General features: G+C 61.9%; 14 protein-coding genes. 6 read left to right on the forward strand and 8 right to left on the reverse strand.

All coding sequences use genetic code 11. The features are described from left to right. Nucleotides 1–112: 112 nt before the first annotated feature. The 4 genes from J2045_RS03615 (at nt 113) to aguB (ending at nt 5,197) form a co-directional block, all read left to right on the forward strand. A complete protein-coding gene (locus tag J2045_RS03615) occupies nt 113–1,366 on the forward strand; it encodes an NAD(P)/FAD-dependent oxidoreductase (protein ID WP_307369508.1) in 1,254 nt (417 codons plus the stop codon). A gap of 283 nt (nt 1,367–1,649) precedes the next feature. Continuing rightward, nucleotides 1,650–3,008: a glutamine synthetase family protein gene (locus J2045_RS03620; protein ID WP_307369511.1), complete on the forward strand. Its 1,359-nt coding sequence runs from the start codon at nt 1,650–1,652 to the stop codon at nt 3,006–3,008. 9 nt (nt 3,009–3,017) lie between these two features. Continuing rightward, a complete protein-coding gene (locus J2045_RS03625; RefSeq protein WP_307369514.1) occupies nt 3,018–4,316 on the forward strand; it encodes an NAD(P)/FAD-dependent oxidoreductase in 1,299 nt (432 codons plus the stop codon). 11 nt (nt 4,317–4,327) lie between these two features. Then, nucleotides 4,328–5,197 (forward strand): N-carbamoylputrescine amidase, encoded by an 870-nt coding sequence (aguB, locus tag J2045_RS03630; RefSeq protein ID WP_307369516.1) that lies wholly within the window; start codon nt 4,328–4,330, stop codon nt 5,195–5,197. A gap of 10 nt (nt 5,198–5,207) precedes the next feature. Here the strand turns inward: aguB and J2045_RS03635 are convergent, their stop codons facing one another. The 3 genes from J2045_RS03635 to rirA form a co-directional block, all read right to left on the reverse strand. Beyond that, the gene (locus tag J2045_RS03635; RefSeq protein WP_307369518.1) at nt 5,208–5,735 is read right to left on the reverse strand and encodes a gluconokinase; all 528 of its coding nucleotides are present in this window, start codon (nt 5,733–5,735) and stop codon (nt 5,208–5,210) included. Nucleotides 5,736–5,785: 50 nt separating this feature from the next. Next, nucleotides 5,786–7,450, reverse strand: a complete 1,665-nt coding sequence (locus J2045_RS03640) for a GMC family oxidoreductase (protein WP_307369520.1) — start codon at nt 7,448–7,450, stop codon at nt 5,786–5,788. 188 nt (nt 7,451–7,638) lie between these two features. Further along, entirely contained in the window at nt 7,639–8,115 is a 477-nt protein-coding gene (gene rirA, locus J2045_RS03645; RefSeq protein ID WP_166600735.1) for an iron-responsive transcriptional regulator RirA, read from the reverse strand. Nucleotides 8,116–8,326: 211 nt separating this feature from the next. On the opposite strand from rirA, the gene J2045_RS03650 reads away from it, so the two are divergent. Next, the gene (locus J2045_RS03650) at nt 8,327–9,325 is read left to right on the forward strand and encodes a Fe(3+) ABC transporter substrate-binding protein (RefSeq protein ID WP_307370086.1); all 999 of its coding nucleotides are present in this window, start codon (nt 8,327–8,329) and stop codon (nt 9,323–9,325) included. A 74-nt stretch (nt 9,326–9,399) separates the two neighbouring features. On the opposite strand, the gene J2045_RS03655 is transcribed toward J2045_RS03650, so the two are convergent. Then, nucleotides 9,400–11,028, reverse strand: coding sequence for a thiamine pyrophosphate-binding protein (locus J2045_RS03655; RefSeq protein ID WP_307369522.1), 1,629 nt, complete (start codon nt 11,026–11,028; stop codon nt 9,400–9,402). A gap of 200 nt (nt 11,029–11,228) precedes the next feature. Here J2045_RS03655 and J2045_RS03660 point away from each other — a divergent pair, with 200 nt between their 5' ends. After that, complete coding sequence (locus J2045_RS03660; protein ID WP_307369524.1) at nt 11,229–11,699, forward strand: Lrp/AsnC family transcriptional regulator; 471 nt, start codon at nt 11,229–11,231, stop codon at nt 11,697–11,699. 39 nt (nt 11,700–11,738) lie between these two features. On the opposite strand, the gene J2045_RS03665 is transcribed toward J2045_RS03660, so the two are convergent. From J2045_RS03665 to J2045_RS03680, 4 genes are all read right to left on the reverse strand, one after another. Further along, nucleotides 11,739–12,800: a M48 family metallopeptidase gene (locus J2045_RS03665; RefSeq protein WP_307369525.1), complete on the reverse strand. Its 1,062-nt coding sequence runs from the start codon at nt 12,798–12,800 to the stop codon at nt 11,739–11,741. Continuing rightward, complete coding sequence (locus J2045_RS03670; protein ID WP_307369528.1) at nt 12,790–13,857, reverse strand: YjgN family protein; 1,068 nt, start codon at nt 13,855–13,857, stop codon at nt 12,790–12,792. The genes J2045_RS03665 and J2045_RS03670 overlap by 11 nt, the downstream gene beginning before the upstream one ends. A gap of 115 nt (nt 13,858–13,972) precedes the next feature. Next, nucleotides 13,973–14,365 (reverse strand): GFA family protein, encoded by a 393-nt coding sequence (locus J2045_RS03675; RefSeq protein ID WP_307369531.1) that lies wholly within the window; start codon nt 14,363–14,365, stop codon nt 13,973–13,975. 109 nt (nt 14,366–14,474) lie between these two features. Further along, nucleotides 14,475–15,971 carry a CoA-acylating methylmalonate-semialdehyde dehydrogenase gene (locus J2045_RS03680; RefSeq protein WP_307369534.1) on the reverse strand — a complete coding sequence of 499 codons (1,497 nt, stop codon included), beginning with the start codon at nt 15,969–15,971 and terminating at the stop codon, nt 14,475–14,477. Between the last annotated feature and the right edge of the window lie 35 nt (nt 15,972–16,006).

Here is a 16,006-nt window from a genome sequence, read left to right on the forward strand (position 1 = left end):
ATCCGGCAAGGATTTTGAGGATTGCGGCAAATGCGGCGATTTTTCGTTTGCGCCGCAATAGGCTGAAATGCATCCTTGACCGCGTAATCCCACCTGCAGGAATTCAACTCCCATGTCCAAGGTCACCCTCGTGCTCGGCGCCGGCATCATCGGCGTTTCCACAGCCATCCATCTCGCCCGTCGGGGGCGTTCGGTGGTGCTGGTGGATCGCCGGGGTGCCGGCGAGGAAACCTCCTTCGGCAATGCGGGCCTGATCCAGCGCGAGGGCGTCGTGCCCTACGGCTTTCCGCAGGAACTTGGCATGCTGATCCGCTACGGTTTCAACAATCGGATCGATGCGCATTATCATGCGAGCGCCATCCTGAAGCTCGTGCCGTTCCTGTCGCGCTACTGGTGGCATTCGAACAAGAGCCGGCATGAGGTGATTGCCCGCGCCTATGCGCCGCTCATCGAAAACTCGATCACCGAGCATCAGGACCTGATCCAGGCTGCCAAAGCCGACCACCTGATCCGCAAGGACGGCTGGATGGAGATCTTCCGGACGACGGCCAAGCGCGACACCGAGCTTGCCGAAGCGGCTCGCCTCGCGCGCGAATACGGCGTCAGCTACCGGGCGCTCAACCGCGAAGAGCTTGCCAAGGAAGAGCCGCATATCCGGGGCGACTTCGTCGGCGGTCTGAAGTGGAACGACCCCTGGTCGGTCACCAATCCGCATGGTCTGACGCAAGCCTATCTTACCTATTTCCAGTCGCTCGGTGGACGCTTCGTCAAGGGTGATGCCACATCGCTGGAAACGGGCGCTTCCGGCAAGGGCTGGCGCGTGAAGACCGATGACGGCATGGTCGAGGGCGACGATGTGGTGCTGGCACTTGGCCCCTGGTCGGAGGAAGTCACCCGCAAATTCGGCTACCGCTTCCTGCTCGGCGTCAAGCGCGGCTACCACATGCATTACGCGCCCGAAGGCAATGCTGTTCTCAACAACTGGACCATGGATGCCGAGCGCGGCTATTTCCTGGCACCCATGGAGAAGGGCATCCGCCTGACGACGGGTGCGGAATTTGCCAATCGCGATGCGCCCAAGTCTCCCGTCCAGCTCGCCCGGGCGGAAAAGGTGGCGCGCGAGATCTTCCCGCTCGCCGACCGGCTGGACGCCGATCCCTGGATGGGTGCCCGCCCCTGCACGCCCGACATGATGCCGGTCATCGGCAAGGCGCCGCGCCACGAGGGCATGTGGTTTGCCTTCGGGCATGCGCATCACGGCCTGACGCTGGGGCCCGTGACGGGCCGTCTAATCGGGGAAATGATGGATGGGGAAAAGACATTCATCGACGCCAAGGCCTGGAGCCCTGAGCGTTTTCGCCCCTGAAAAACAAAGCTTTTCTAGCCCCCTTCTCAGGGGGCTAGCCTTTTTGGCGCCGAGGTGGTACTCATTCCGAATAATTTGATCAAATTGTTTCCCGGTGGAAACAGGCCGGAACGAAGCACGCGTCGCAAGAACGCCGCCGGTCGAGGGGATCAGGAAAGACGGACAGTGGCATGCGCCGGTGTTTGATCCATAACGCGAAAAGCGTCTATCGTTAGCGGACCAGCATCCGTTCGCGCTCCATTGCGCGTTTCGAACCCGATCGACATCAGCCACACGGTGATCCATGGACATGGCCGAAGAGGCACGCGAATTCTTCGCGGCAAATCCCGATATTGAAGTACTTGAAGCATTCGTCATCGACGTGAACGGCGTCCCACGCGGCAAGTGGATCCCACGCGAGCGGGCCATCGACGTGTTGACCAAGGGCATGGCGATGCCGCGCTCCGTCTATGCGCTCGACGTCTGGGGCCGTGACGTCAATGCGGCGGGCCTTGCCGAAGGTACGGGCGATCCTGATGGCATCTGCTTCCCCGTCCCCGGCACACTGTCGCGCGTGACCTGGCTGTCGCGCCCGACGGCGCAGGTGCTGTTGCAGATGTACACCCCGGAAGGCGAGAGTTTCTATGCCGACCCGCGTCAGGTGCTCGGCCATGTGCTCGACCGCTTCAAGGCGGCGAAACTGACGCCGGTCGTTGCCACAGAACTCGAATTCTACCTGATCGACCCGGTGCGCTCGGCGCTCGACCCGGTGCGCCCGCCGAACACCCGAGATGGGCGCTGGCACACCGGCCAGACGCAGGTGCTGTCGATCTCCGAACTGCAGGACTTCGAAGAGGTCTTCCACGGCATTTCGACGGCCGCCCGAGCGCAGAACGTGCCGGCCGACACGACGCTGCGTGAGAACGGCCCTGGCCAGTATGAGATCAACCTCAACCACGTGCCGGACGCGCTGGCGGCTGCCGACTATGCGGTGCTCCTGAAGCGCATCGTCAAGGGCGTGGCACGCGCCAGCGATCTCGACGCCACCTTCATGGCCAAGCCCTACGGCACCCAGGCCGGCAGCGGCATGCATGTGCATTTCTCCGTTCTCAACGAGAAGGGCGAGAACATCTATGTCGGCGAGAACGGCCCATCGGACGCCCTCTTCCATTCGGTCGGCGGGCTTCTCGAAAGCATGGGCGAGAGCATGGCGATCTTTGCACCGCACCAGAACTCCTATCGCCGGCTGCGCCCGTCCGAACATGCGCCGACCTATGCATCCTGGGGCTTCGACAATCGGTCTGCCGCCGTGCGCGTCATCACCGCGTCGAAGCCTGCGACCCGCATCGAACATCGCGTCGCGGGATCCGACACAAATCCCTATCTCGTTCTGGCGATGATCCTGTCGGCGGCACTCGCCGGCATGAAGGAGAAGCTTTCGCCCGGTGGCGCGATCTCCGGCGACGACCATGCCGTCAACCACGAGCCGCTGCCGACCAACTGGGACTACGCCCTGCAGCGCTTTGCCAAATCGAGCTTCGCCTATGCGGCGCTCGGGCCGAAATATCGAAGCCTTTATACCGCCTGCAAGCAGCAGGAACTCTCGGAGTTCTCGCTGCGTGTGACCGACGTCGAATACGACGCCTATATCCGGACCGTGTGAGGTGAAGCCATGACAAAGTCGATCGGACCCAATCCCGGCCATGCGGCCACGTATTACGCAGCCTCTGCCCGCGACAAGCGGGTGCGCCCGAAACTGGATGGCCAGCACACGGCCGATATCTGCATCATCGGCGCCGGCTTTACCGGCATTTCGGCAGCCCTTGAGCTGTCGGAAAAGGGCTATGCCGTCATCGTTCTCGAAGGCGATCGCATCGGCTTCGGCGCTTCGGGTCGCAATGGCGGCCAGATCGTCAACGGCTATAGCCGTGATCTTGAAACGATTGCCAAACGCTACGGTCAGGAAAAGGCGGATCGGCTCGGCGAGATGTCGCTCGAGGGTGGCCGGATCATCCGCGAGCGCGTGGCGAAATACGGGATCGAATGCGATCTCGTCGACGGTGGCTTCTTCGCAGCCTTCACCGACAAGCAGGTGAAGGAGATGGCGGACGTCCGGGCGAACTGGATGAAGCACGGGCATGACGGGCTGGAGATGGTCTCCAAGGCCGAGGTCGCCAAGTATGCGAAAACCGATCGTTATGTCGGCGGCATGATCGATCGCCACGGCGGCCATATCCATCCGCTCGACCTGGTGCTCGGCGAAGCGGCAGCGGCCGAAAGCCTCGGTGCCAAGATCTTCGAGAATTCCAAGGTTGTGCATCTCGACACCGGCCCGCAGCCCTTCGTCTGCACCGAGGGCGGCATCGTCAGGGCCAAGCACATCCTCGTCTGCGGCAATGCCTATATGGCCGGGATCGCGCCGAAGGTGACCGAGAAGATGATGCCGGTTTCCAGCCAGGTGATGGCGACTGAGCCGCTGGACGCCAAGCTGATCGAGGAACTGCTGCCCTCCAATTACTGCGTCGAAGATGCCAATTACGTGCTCGACTACTACCGCCGCACCGCCGACAACCGCCTGCTTTATGGTGGCGGCATCGGCTATGGCGGGCAGGATCCGAGCAACCTGACCGGCGTCATCCGGCCGAACATGCTGAAGACCTTCCCGCAACTGAAGGACGTGAAAATCGACTATGCTTGGAGCGGCAATTTCGCGCTGACGCTGACGCGCATCCCGCATATGGGCAAGCTGTCGGACACCGTCTACTTCTCGCATGGCGACAGCGGCCACGGGGTGACGACCACGCATCTGCTCGGCAAGATCCTCGGCGAGGCCGTGCATGGCCAGATGAGCCGCTTCGATGTCTGGTCGTCGCTGCAGGCCTACCCCTTCCCCGGTGGCCGCATTTTCCGCGTGCCGTTTACTGCGCTCGGCGCCTGGTATTACGGTCTGCGTGACCGGCTCGGCGTATAAGGAGAGAATAGATGACCCGCACCGTCACCGTCGCCGCCACGCAGATGGCCTGCACATGGGATCTGCCCGCCAATATTGCACGGGCCGAAAAGCTCGTGCGTGACGCTGCCGCCAAGGGCGCGCAGATCGTGCTGATCCAGGAGCTGTTCGAGGCACCCTATTTCTGCCAGGATCAGGTCGCGGAGTTTTTCGATCTCGCAAAGCCTGCGCATGACAATGCCTTGATCGAGCACTTCGCATCACTGGCCGAAGAGCTGAACGTGGTCATTCCCGTCAGCTTCTTCGAGAAGGCGGGGCAGACCTTCTTCAACAGCGTGGCCATCGTCGATGCGACCGGCGACGTACTCGGCATCTATCGCAAGAGCCATATTCCTGATGGTCCCGGGTATACCGAGAAGTTCTACTTCTCGCCCGGCGATACCGGTTTCGAAGTCTGGGAGACCCGGCATGCGGCGATCGGCGTCGGCATCTGCTGGGACCAGTGGTTCCCGGAGGCGGCCCGCGCCATGGCGCTGCAGGGGGCGGAACTGCTCTTCTATCCGACCGCGATCGGCTCGGAGCCGCAGGATGCGAGCATCGACAGTTCCAGCCACTGGCAGCGCGTCATGCAGGGTCATGCTGCGGCCAATGTCATGCCTGTCATCGCCTCCAACCGGATCGGCAAGGAAGACGGTCGCAAGGGGACGTCGCTCACCTTCTACGGCTCGTCCTTCATCTGCGACCAGACCGGCGCGATGGTGGCGACCGCCGATCGAGAGACGGAGACGGTGCTGACCGCGACCTTCGATCTCGACGGCATTGCCCGTCAGCGCGCCAGCTGGGGCCTGTTCCGCGACCGTCGTCCGGAGCTTTACGGTCCGCTGATGGGCTACGAAGGCTGAGCCTCAGACTTCAGGCACCAAGACCCTTGAGGGCGTCGGCAACGATGCCCTCGACCGGCTGATCGATGGTGACAGTGACCACGCCGGGCTCGCCGGTCGGCACTTCGAGCGTCGCAAGCTGGCTGTCGAGCAGTGCCAGCGGCATGAAATGGCCGGAGCGGGCGCCCATGCGGCGGCCGAGCAAGTCCCGCGATCCTTCGAGATAGACGAAAGACAGGCGGCCGCCGGTCGCGGCGCGCAGGTGGTCGCGGTAGATCGTCTTCAGCGCCGAGCAGGAAACGACGATGCCCTCGCCGCGCGACAAGGCATCCGCCATCCGCTCGCCGATCACAGACAGCCAGGGCCAGCGATCCTCATCGGTGAGCGGCGTTCCGGCCGCCATCTTCGCGACATTGCTTTCCGGATGCAGCACGTCGCCTTCAATGAAGGAAAGCCCGAGCCGCTGTGCCAGCGCCTCTCCGACCGAAGACTTGCCGCAGCCACTGACGCCCATGACGATCACCGCCTGCGGGGCAGCGGGCACGTTTTCCTGCGGCATTCTCTTCCTCTTCCTGACCCCTCGTCCAAAGGACGCGACAATAGGAAGGTTCAGGCGAAATGCAATCCGCTCTTGCTGGCTGCGTCTCTCGCCGCCCCGCGCTCTTTTGCGGGCCGCTGCTCTGAACGAATAGATGCCGCGATCTTCTCGGCCATCATGATCACGGGCGCATTCGTGTTGCCTCCGATCAGGCGCGGCATGACGGAGGCATCGACGACACGCAGCCCCGCGATGCCATTGAGCTTGAGTGCCGGATCGACCACAGCATCGGCGTCGGACCCCATGCGGCAGGTGCCCACCGGGTGATAAATCGTATCCGCCCGGGCCCGGATGGCGGCATCCAGTTCGGCATCCGTGCTGCCGGCAGGATAGACTTCACGGCCACGATAGCGGTCGAAGGCAGGCGCTGCCATGATCTCGGCCATCATCCGAGCGCCCTTGCGCAGGGTGACAAGATCGCGTGGGTCCGACAGGAAGGCGGGATCGATCAGGGGGGCGGCAAGCGGATCGGCGCTGGCCAGCCGGACAGTGCCGCGCGAATGCGGACGCAGCATGCAGACATGGCAGGAGTAGCCATGGCCCCAGTGCATCTTGCGGGCATGATCGTCGACCATGGCAACAAGGAAATGCAGCTGGATATCAGGGCGATCGAGGGCGGGGTCGGTCTTCAGGAAGGCACCCGATTCGGCGCAGGTGGATCTCAGATGCCCCATGCGCTCGTTTCGCCATTCCATCGCAGCCTTGAAGAGGTCTCGGGTCCCCGTCATGCCAAATCCGAACATGTCGGTATCGGGCGAGCGAAAGATCACCGTGTAATCCAGGTGGTCCTGCAGGTTTTCACCGACCTGTGGCCGATCGAGCACCACCGGAATTCCGCAGGACGCAAGATGATCGGCAGGGCCGATGCCCGACAACATCAGGATCTGGGGCGATTGCAGCGCACCGGCCGAGAGCAGCACCTCCCGACCAGCACGCACGACGCGCTCCTCCTTTCCGCGACGATAGGCAACGCCCACTGCCCTGCCCTGCTCGACGATGATGCGCGCAACATGGGCCTCTGTGACAACCGTCAGGTTCCGCCTTTGCAGGACATCGTGCAGATAGGCGGCGGCGGCCGAGCATCGCTCGCCACGTTTGGGGCCATTCCAGAACTGGGTGGCCTGATAGACGCCAGCACCTTCCTGTTGCGGTCCGTTGAAATCGTCGTTCTGCCGGTGGCCGTTCTGCTCGCAGGCTTTCAGGAAAGCCTGGTTGATCGGCCTTGTCCAGTTCTGGTCGCAGACCTGAAGCGGGCCACCGCGTCCATGGAGATCATCAGCCCCGCGGATATTGTCTTCGGCCCTGCGAAACCAGGGCAGAACCTCATCCCAGGACCAGCCTTCGCAGCCGAGATCGGCCCATTCGTCATAGTCCCGTGCGTGGCCGCGAACATAGAGCATGGCGTTGATCAGGCTCGATCCGCCAAGACCCCGCCCGCGGGGCTGATAGCCGATGCGCCCGTTCAGCTCTTTCTGCGGCACGGTGGAAAACCGCCAATTGCTGCTCTTGACGTGGCCGGGAACGACGGCCGCCGCGGCCATCGGCACACGGGCAAAAAGGCCATCGCCGCGGCCACCAGCCTCCAGCAGGCATACCGTGACGGACGGATCTTCACTCAGGCGCGCCGCAAGAACGGAACCGGCCGAGCCTCCCCCGATGATCACGTAATCGTACATTCTCTCCCCCCAGAGAGCCGCAGTTGCGCGGCGGTACATTCACAGCCATCTAAATTAATCAGATTTAAATTGCCGTTCACGTAAGCGTAGCACAGACGGGCGGCGACGCAAGCCGAGCGCAAACACCTGATCAACAAAGAAAAACCCGCCTATAGGCGGGTTTCGCAAGTCAGCGATGAAGCTGGGGGTCAGGCGGCGGGGGCCTGGACAACCCGACGCGGCTGAAGATCGTCTATCCCGAGCAGGAAGTTGATCTGCGGGCGGGCCTTGACCAGGTCATCGATCGTATACTCCGACAGAACGTCGAAAAAGGCGTTGAGCGCCTTGCGCAGAGCCGAGTTCAGGCCGCAGCTGTCGATCAGCGGGCATTCGACCTCACCATCATCCTCGAAACACTCGGCCATGGCGAAGCTGTCTTCCGTGACCTTGACGACATCAAACAGCGTGATCTTTTCGGCGGGGCGGCCAAGGCGAACACCGCCATTGCGGCCACGAACGGTCTCGACCAGACCGGCCTTGTTGAGAGGCTGAAGAATCTTGAAAAGGAAGAGTTCAGAGACGCCATAGGCCTTGGCAATTTCCGGAATTCGGCTCAACTGAGTGTTGTTGGCTGCGCAATACATGAGCATGCGCACGGCGTAATTTGTCTGCTTTGTCAAACGCATGCACGATTCCTCTGTTTTCAGAAGGCTTATATAGCGCCTTTTGCAGTTTTGAACAATTCCAAAATACTCAAGTTCTCGACTCACGTATCCGTGAGCAAAGTCGACTGGAATTGACAGCTTATATCAATTCATGAATATGCGCCTCAAGAAAGCAACAAGGGAGGCTTCTTCGATGTCATCAATCCGCACGCTCACCCTCGGTACCGTCTCCATGCTGGCCATGTCAGCCGGCGCGGCCTTTGCCGATGGCGAAGTCAACATCTACTCCTACCGCCAGCCGGAGCTGATCAAGCCGCTGACGGACGCCTTCACCAAGGAAACGGGCATCAAGACCAATGTGCTCTTCCTGGACAAGGGCCTGGTCGAACGTATTACGGCTGAAGGCGCAAACTCGCCGGCAGACGTCATCCTGACAGTCGACATCGCTCGCCTGACCGAAGCCAAGGATGGTGGCGTCACGCAGCCGCTGGCCGACGAGGGCATCAACAGCCAAATCCCGGCGCAGTATCGCGATCCCGAAGGCAACTGGTTTGGCCTGACGACCCGTGGCCGCGTGCTTTATGCCTCCAAGGACCGCGTTTCCGAAGATGCGATCACCTATGAAGAGCTCGCCGACCCGAAGTGGAAGGGCCGCATCTGCATGCGCGACGGCCAGCACGCCTACAATATCGGCCTGTTCGCCTCGATGGTTGCCCATCACGGTGCAGAATACACTGAAAAGTGGCTCGCCGGCCTGAAGCAGAACCTCGTCAAGAAGCCTGATGGCAACGACCGCGCCCAGGCCAAGGCCATCCATGCCGGCGAATGCGATCTCGGCCTCGCCAACACCTATTATCTCGGTCTGATGAAGACCAACGAGAAGGAGCCGGAAGAAAAGGACTGGGCCGCTTCGGTCAAGGTTCTCTTCCCGAATGCTGGCGATCGCGGCACCCATGTCAACATCTCCGGCATGGCGCTGACCAAGAATGCGCCGAACAAGGACAATGCCGTCAAGCTGATGGAATTCCTGGCGTCCGACGAGGCACAGTCGATCTATGCCGAGCAGGTCTTCGAATATCCGGTCGGCGCAAATGCCAAGGTTTCCGAGATTGTCGCCGGCTTTGGCCCGATCAAGGCCGATCCGCTGCCGCTCGCAGAGATCGCCGCCAACCGCAAGGTCGCTTCGGAGCTGGTCGACAAGGTCGGCCTGAACGAAGGCCCAACGCAGTAACACCGCAACAATGATCGGGGCACGCGGCAGATCGTGTGCCCCGATCATCCACCCGAAGGACATATGGGTGGCAATCAGGTCCGCATGCGCGGCACGTCATTCGGATCAAGGCGAAGCTCGATCAGCAACGGCACCTTGCGATCCGCAATCGCCTCGATTGCCAGATCAAGTTCATCAGCAGATGTCACCACGATCCCGCGACCGCCGAGCGCATTGGCAACAGCGGCAAAGGATGGCCATTCGAAGGTCGTCAGACCCGGGTCCATCTTGCGGTCGACGAACTGGATATGCTCGGCGCCATAGGCGGAATCGTTGCACAGGATGACGATGAGATCGAGGCCGAGCCGGACTGCGGTATTGAACTCGTTGATGCCGCCCATCATGAAGCCGCCGTCACCGGTAAAGAGCACGACAGGCCTGTCTGGAGCGGCAATGCCTGCTCCGATCGCTTCCTGCAGACCGAGCCCGATCGAACCGAAATTCGCCGTCACCAGGAAGCTGCCGGGATCGGGGGCGGAGATTCGGCACCAGACCTCGGTCATGAACCGGCCACCATCCGTGACGAGAACCCGTTTGTCGGGAAGGCTCTGCTCCAGCGCTTCCAAAGCCCAGACATAGTTGACGCTGCCCGGTTTCGCCTTCTCCCGGTCGCCCGACGGATGCGCGGTCAAGGCCGTGATGTCCAGTTCATGGGTAAATCCGCTTGGCGGGATCTCGGCCTGATCCAGCCAGTAGACCATATTGTCCGCCGTGAGCCCCGCATCCGCGACCAGGGCGACATCGGGATGCAGGTTGTGGCCGATCTTGCGCGGATCGACCTCCACCTGCACAAGCCGCTTGCCACGCAGCAGCGTACCGCGGTCGGTGGTAAAATCATGCAGGCCGGATCCAAAGCAGATGATGCAATCGGCCTTGGCCATCACGCCGTAGGCAGCCGGCGTGCTAAGCGTGCCGAAGATCTCCATGTTGAACGGATGTCCGGAAAACAGTCCCTTCGCCTTCAGCGTGGTGGCGAGCGGTGCTTCGAGGCGATCCGCGAGACGGATGATCTGATCCCGCGCACGGCATGCTCCGGCACCCGCCAGGATCAGCGGGCGCTTCGCCGACGCGATCATGCCGATTGCCGTATCGAGGGCGTCACCCTCGGGAACAAGGGCCGGCGCGTCAAAAACGGCATGACGGAAGGCCTCGTAAGGTTGCCGGTGCCACATGAAGTCTGCGGGCATATTGAGGACAATCGGTCGCCTCTCGGCACGGGCCCGATAAAAGGCCCGCGCGACATCCTGGGTGGCCGTTTCCGGTGCGCGCATCTGTTCGAACCCGGCGCCGGTGGCCTTGACGACCTCGCGCTGGTCGATGCTCTGGAGATGTCTTGGATGCAGCACCGGTGTATCGCCCGCCAACAGCACGAGCGGAATGCCGCCCCGCGCGCCTTCGGTCAATGCGGTGACACAATTGGTGAGTGCAGGCCCGTGTGTGATCGAGGCGACACCGACCCGATCCTGCACGTGAGCATAGGCAAGCGCCATCAGCACGGCGCTGCCTTCATGGGCCGCCGGAACGAAGCGGCCGCCGCATTCCCGGACATAGTGATCGATCATGAAGAGATTGGCGTCACCCATCAGGCCGAAGACCGTTTCGGCTTGGTGATCCCAGACCGCACGCGCGATCACCTGAAATACGTAGCTGTCCGATTGCGTCATGTCTGCCCTCCCTCAACGGTGGGGCCTGCCGTGCGCGGCCATCCCCTTCCTGGGAGACGATAGGCGGGCCTAGATGCAAGAGGCATGCGATCTTGTCGCCCCAAGGCACAAATTGCGCACAAATCATGCATCTTTATTGAAATACCTGCGCATATCGATCACCATGTAGCGCATCACCGCACAGTCAACGGATCGATGTCATGCCTCTGGATCGTTACGACCGCGCCATTCTCGATGCGCTGCAGAAGGACGGCGCCCTGACCAACGGGGAATTGTCCGAGCGCGTCCACCTCTCCCCCTCACAATGCTCCCGGCGACGATCCGCTCTTGAGGAGGCGGGTCTGGTGGAAGGCTATCGGGCCAGGCTGAATGCCGGCAAGCTGGGCTTCAAGGTGCGGGTAATCTTGCGCGTCAATCTGCGCATGCACGGACAGGACAGCGATACGGAGTTTTCGCGCTGGCTGGGACGCCAGCCGGAAGTGCAATCGGCCTTCTCGGTCTCCGGAGATGCGGACTACGTGCTGGATGTCCGGGTGCGCGACCTCGAAGACTATTCCAATTTTGTGCATGAGCGCCTGCTGATCCAGCCGCAGGTCGCGCAGGTGCGCTCGGACTTCGTCCTGCGGACGCTGAAAGACAATGCGTTCCTCGACCTGTTCTCCGAGGCCTGAGACCTTAGCGGGCAAGGGCCATGCCGGATCTGACCTCGATCAGGTCCCCGGCGTCGCCGTCACAGATTTGGCGTGATCATCGATCGCCTGACGACGCTCTGCGGTGCCCGGATGGGTCGAGAGGAAGGATGACTCGCCATCAAGGCCAAGCTTTTCCTCCAGCCGGGCGAAGAAGCGGCCGATGGCGCGGGGGTCGCGCCCCGCCCTGGCCATCAGTTCCACCGAGATGCGGTCGGCCTCGTTCTCAGCATCGCGCGAGTGAGACAGCGTCATCAGCGCCGCGCCATTGGTCAGGATATCTTCGCCGGCGGCACCAACGTCACCGGCGATCAGCATGATGAGACCGGCTACACCGGCGGCCCGATACAGCTGTCGCAGCGAATGTTCCCGCTCGACATGGCCGATCTCGTGAGCCAGCACGCCGACGATCATGTCCATGTCGCCCTCGGCGAGTTCGATGAGTTCGTCAGTGATGACGAGCGTGCCATCCGGCAGCGCGAAGGCGTTCGGGCCGATGGGGCCGCCCTGGCGGAAATTGAGGTTGTAGCCAGCCACGCCACGGGAGGAAAGCGCAGCCACTTGGTCGAAAGCCTCGCGGATCTCCTTATGCCGGCTCTCGGGCAGTCTGCTTTCATTGAAAACCACCTGATCGAGCGACAGCAGGGTGCCGCTCGCCATCCACTGGGTGACCGCCGGCGGTGTCACCAGAACGGCCACCTCGACCAGCGCCGGCACCGCATAACGATAGATCAGGCCGGCAAACAGGAAGACGGCAAGCACGAATGCGATCAGCCGCGGATGGAAGCGCTCCAACTCGTGGACGAAGCCGCTTTTCCCATGCCTTTTCAGCCAGAGATCGACGGCATCGTTGTCTTCGGTCTCGAACAACGAGCCGTCGACAAAACTGATCCTGCGCGGAATGCGACCGACCCGGGCGGATATCTCCGTCCGGGCCAGATCTCCGATAGAGACAGAATCGCCCCCTGCAGCCAGCCGGACATAGAGCGTTTTGCTCTCGCCCAGCAGGACGGCTGGCTCCGCGCGGCTGGAGCCGGGCGGATGCCAGTGGCCAGAGGCGATGGGCTTTTCGTCAGAAGCCAAAGTCGAACCCTTCAAGGTCGAGATATTCTGCCGTGACGGCAGAACCGGAAGCCTGCATCGAGGATACCACATCATCGAGTTCGCCATCGACCAGGATGCCGGAATGCTCGATCACATAGCGGTGCTCGCGGACCGCGGCCCAGGGGCGCATCAGGCTGAGGGTGAGGACGGTGACAACAAGGTTGGAGATGACGATCCAGAAGTAGCGCAGGCGGCCAAGATCCGAAAAGAGGGAATGGCGGGTGTCGAAGCGGGCTGAGTTCATCACCACGTTGCGTACGCCGATGCGGTAGAAGATCGCGGCAACGCCCCAGAGAACGAGCGCCGGGACCAGTGCGCCGTAGATGCCGAGAATGAGATTCAGTTCCGGATCCGTGCTCGTGTCGGCGCTTTGTACCGCACCGTAATAGGCCATCACGCCGAGAAAGCCGCCGACGACAGCCCCCACCAGCATCAGCAGGAAAGCAGGCAGCCAGACGCGGTAGAGCGCGCCAATCTTCGGATCGGTCTCGAAGGCGCGGTCGCCGTAACGCAGGTTGTTGAAGATGTAGCGATAGAGCCAGCGGCTGGCGAAGGGTGCCAGAAGCCCGAGCGAGAAAAAGGCGAGGAGACCGCCGAAGATGATCGCGACGAAGGCGCCCCAGGTCTTGCCGACAAAGTCGAAGCGGATGTTGCGATAGCTCGTGACGCGGGCGTTGAAGCGCAGGCTGCGCATGACGATCCAAGGCAGGAAGACAAGCATCAGCAGCGCCAGGATGCCGCCAGCGATCGGGCTGAAGGTCAAAAGCACATTGTAGGCGATGATGTAACCAAAGACGATGGCACGGCCGATGAAGATCTGCAGGCCACGGGCGTGGTAATCGAAGGAGTGGCCGTCAATGAAAGAGTTGCCGTAGAAATAGCGGTTGCGCCGGACCTTGGCCCAGGCTGAATAGATGCCAACCGTGATGATGGTCAGCAGGATGTTGACGATCCAGATCCCGAAATACTCACCCGCGCTACCGCGAAATTCGCCGCGGCGCAAACTGTCCGTGCGGCCGAAAACTGCCTGTTGCATGAAAAGTCCCTCATGAAAACAAATCGCGCGCGTCGCAATCCCCCGCAACACCCCGCACATTGATCACGAGACCGTCATCCACTCAAGTGCGCTTGGACACTTGTGCCGCCGAGTTTCAAGCCTCGCGGATTTCGATGCACCACCATTTCGGGCGACCACCCTTGTAGGAATGATAGGTGGGTTTGAGATCCTGAGCGCTGGTGCGATCGAAGCTGCCGAGCAGAAGAGCCACCGTCGGCTGGTCGTCGATCGCGCCGAGCGAAGAGCCGCAGGTCGAACAGAAGGCGCGCGAGGAAAAGTCGGAGGAGCGCCATGTGGCCGGGGCGCCTGCAGGACCGACCCAACGAACAGCGTCACGCGGAAACTCAACCCAGGTTGCCGTGAGGCTTCCCGTATGGCGCTGGCACATCTTGCAGGAACAGGTGTGTGGCCGCCCCGCCGGCGCATCGGCCTCGAAGCGCACTGCCCCGCAAAGGCAACCGCCGGTATGGATCTTCTTTTTCGGCATGATCAGCCCTCCCCTCGGAGACAAGCTAGCAGCCGGTTTCATGCTGGCAAGAGAACGCCACCCCGCCTTGCGACGGGGTGGCGCAAATGTGATCGATTTATTTCTTCGCTTATTTCATCGTCGGCATGACGAATTCGGCACCGTCCTTGATGCCGGACGGCCAACGGCTGGTCACCGTCTTGGTGCGGGTCCAGAACTTGATCGAGTCCGTGCCGTGCTGGTTGAGATCGCCGAAGGACGAGGACTTCCAGCCACCGAAGGAGTGGTAGGCGAGCGGAACCGGGATCGGCACGTTGATGCCGACCATGCCGATGTTGATGCGCGAGGCGAAGTCACGGGCAGCGTCGCCGTCGCGGGTGTAGATCGCGACACCATTGCCGTATTCATGCTTCATCGGCAGATCGAGGGCTTCCTCATAGGTCTTGGCGCGGACGACCGAGAGGACGGGTCCAAAGATTTCGGTCTTGTAGATGTCCATGTCGGGCGTGACGTGGTCGAAGAGGCAGCCACCGACGAAGTAGCCGTTCTCGTAGCCCTGGAGCTTGAAGTCGCGACCATCGACGACGAGCTTGGCGCCGGCTTCGACGCCGCTATCGATCAAGCCCTTGATGCGGGCCTGGGCTTCCTTGGTGACAACAGGACCGAGATCGGCCTTGTCATCGGTGTAGGGGCCGATGCGCAGGGATTCGACCATCGGGGTCAGCTTCTCGATCAGGCGGTTGGCGGTTTCTTCACCGACCGGAACGGCAACCGAGATCGCCATGCAGCGCTCGCCGGCAGAACCGTAGCCGGCACCCATCAGCGCCTGGGCGGCCTGATCGAGATCGGCGTCCGGCATGATGATCATGTGGTTCTTGGCGCCGCCGAAGCACTGGGCGCGCTTGCCGTTCATCGCGGCCGTTCCATAGACGTAACGGGCGATCGGGGTCGAGCCGACGAAGGAGACGGCCGAGATATCAGGATGGGTCAGGATGCCGTCGACGGCGGACTTGTCGCCGTTGACGACGTTGAGGATGCCGGCTGGGAGACCGGCCTCGATCATCAGTTCGGCCAGGCGGATCGGCACGGACGGATCGCGCTCCGAGGGCTTCAGGATGAAGGCGTTGCCGCAGGCGATTGCCGGGGCAAACATCCACATCGGGATCATGGCCGGGAAGTTGAACGGCGTGATGCCCGCGCCGATGCCGACAGCCTGGCGGATCGAATACATGTCGATGTTCGGGCCAGCACCTTCGGTGAATTCGCTCTTCGACAGATGCGGGATGCCGATGACGAACTCGCAGACTTCCAGACCACGGACGATATCGCCCTTAGCGTCTTCGATGGTCTTGCCGTGTTCGCGCGAGAGGGTCTCGGCGAGGCTATCCATGTTGTCGTTCAAGAGCTGGACGAACTTCATAAAAACGCGGGCGCGGCGCTGCGGATTGGTGGCGGCCCACTTGGCCTGAGCTGCCTTGGCGTTTTCAACCGCTGCATTCAGCTCCTCGGCGCTGGCGAGCGAAACTTCGCCCTGCACTTCGCCGGTAGCCGGATTGAAGATGGCCTGCTTGCGGCCCGAAGTGCCGGCGACATGCTTGCCGCCGATGAAATGGCCTACCTGATACATGGGTGTCCTCCTGGATTGTTGTGGAGGCAGTATGC

Origin of the sequence: Peteryoungia aggregata LMG 23059, assembly GCF_030814435.1 — a bacterium.
GTDB classification, from domain to species: domain Bacteria; phylum Pseudomonadota; class Alphaproteobacteria; order Rhizobiales; family Rhizobiaceae; genus Allorhizobium; species Allorhizobium aggregatum.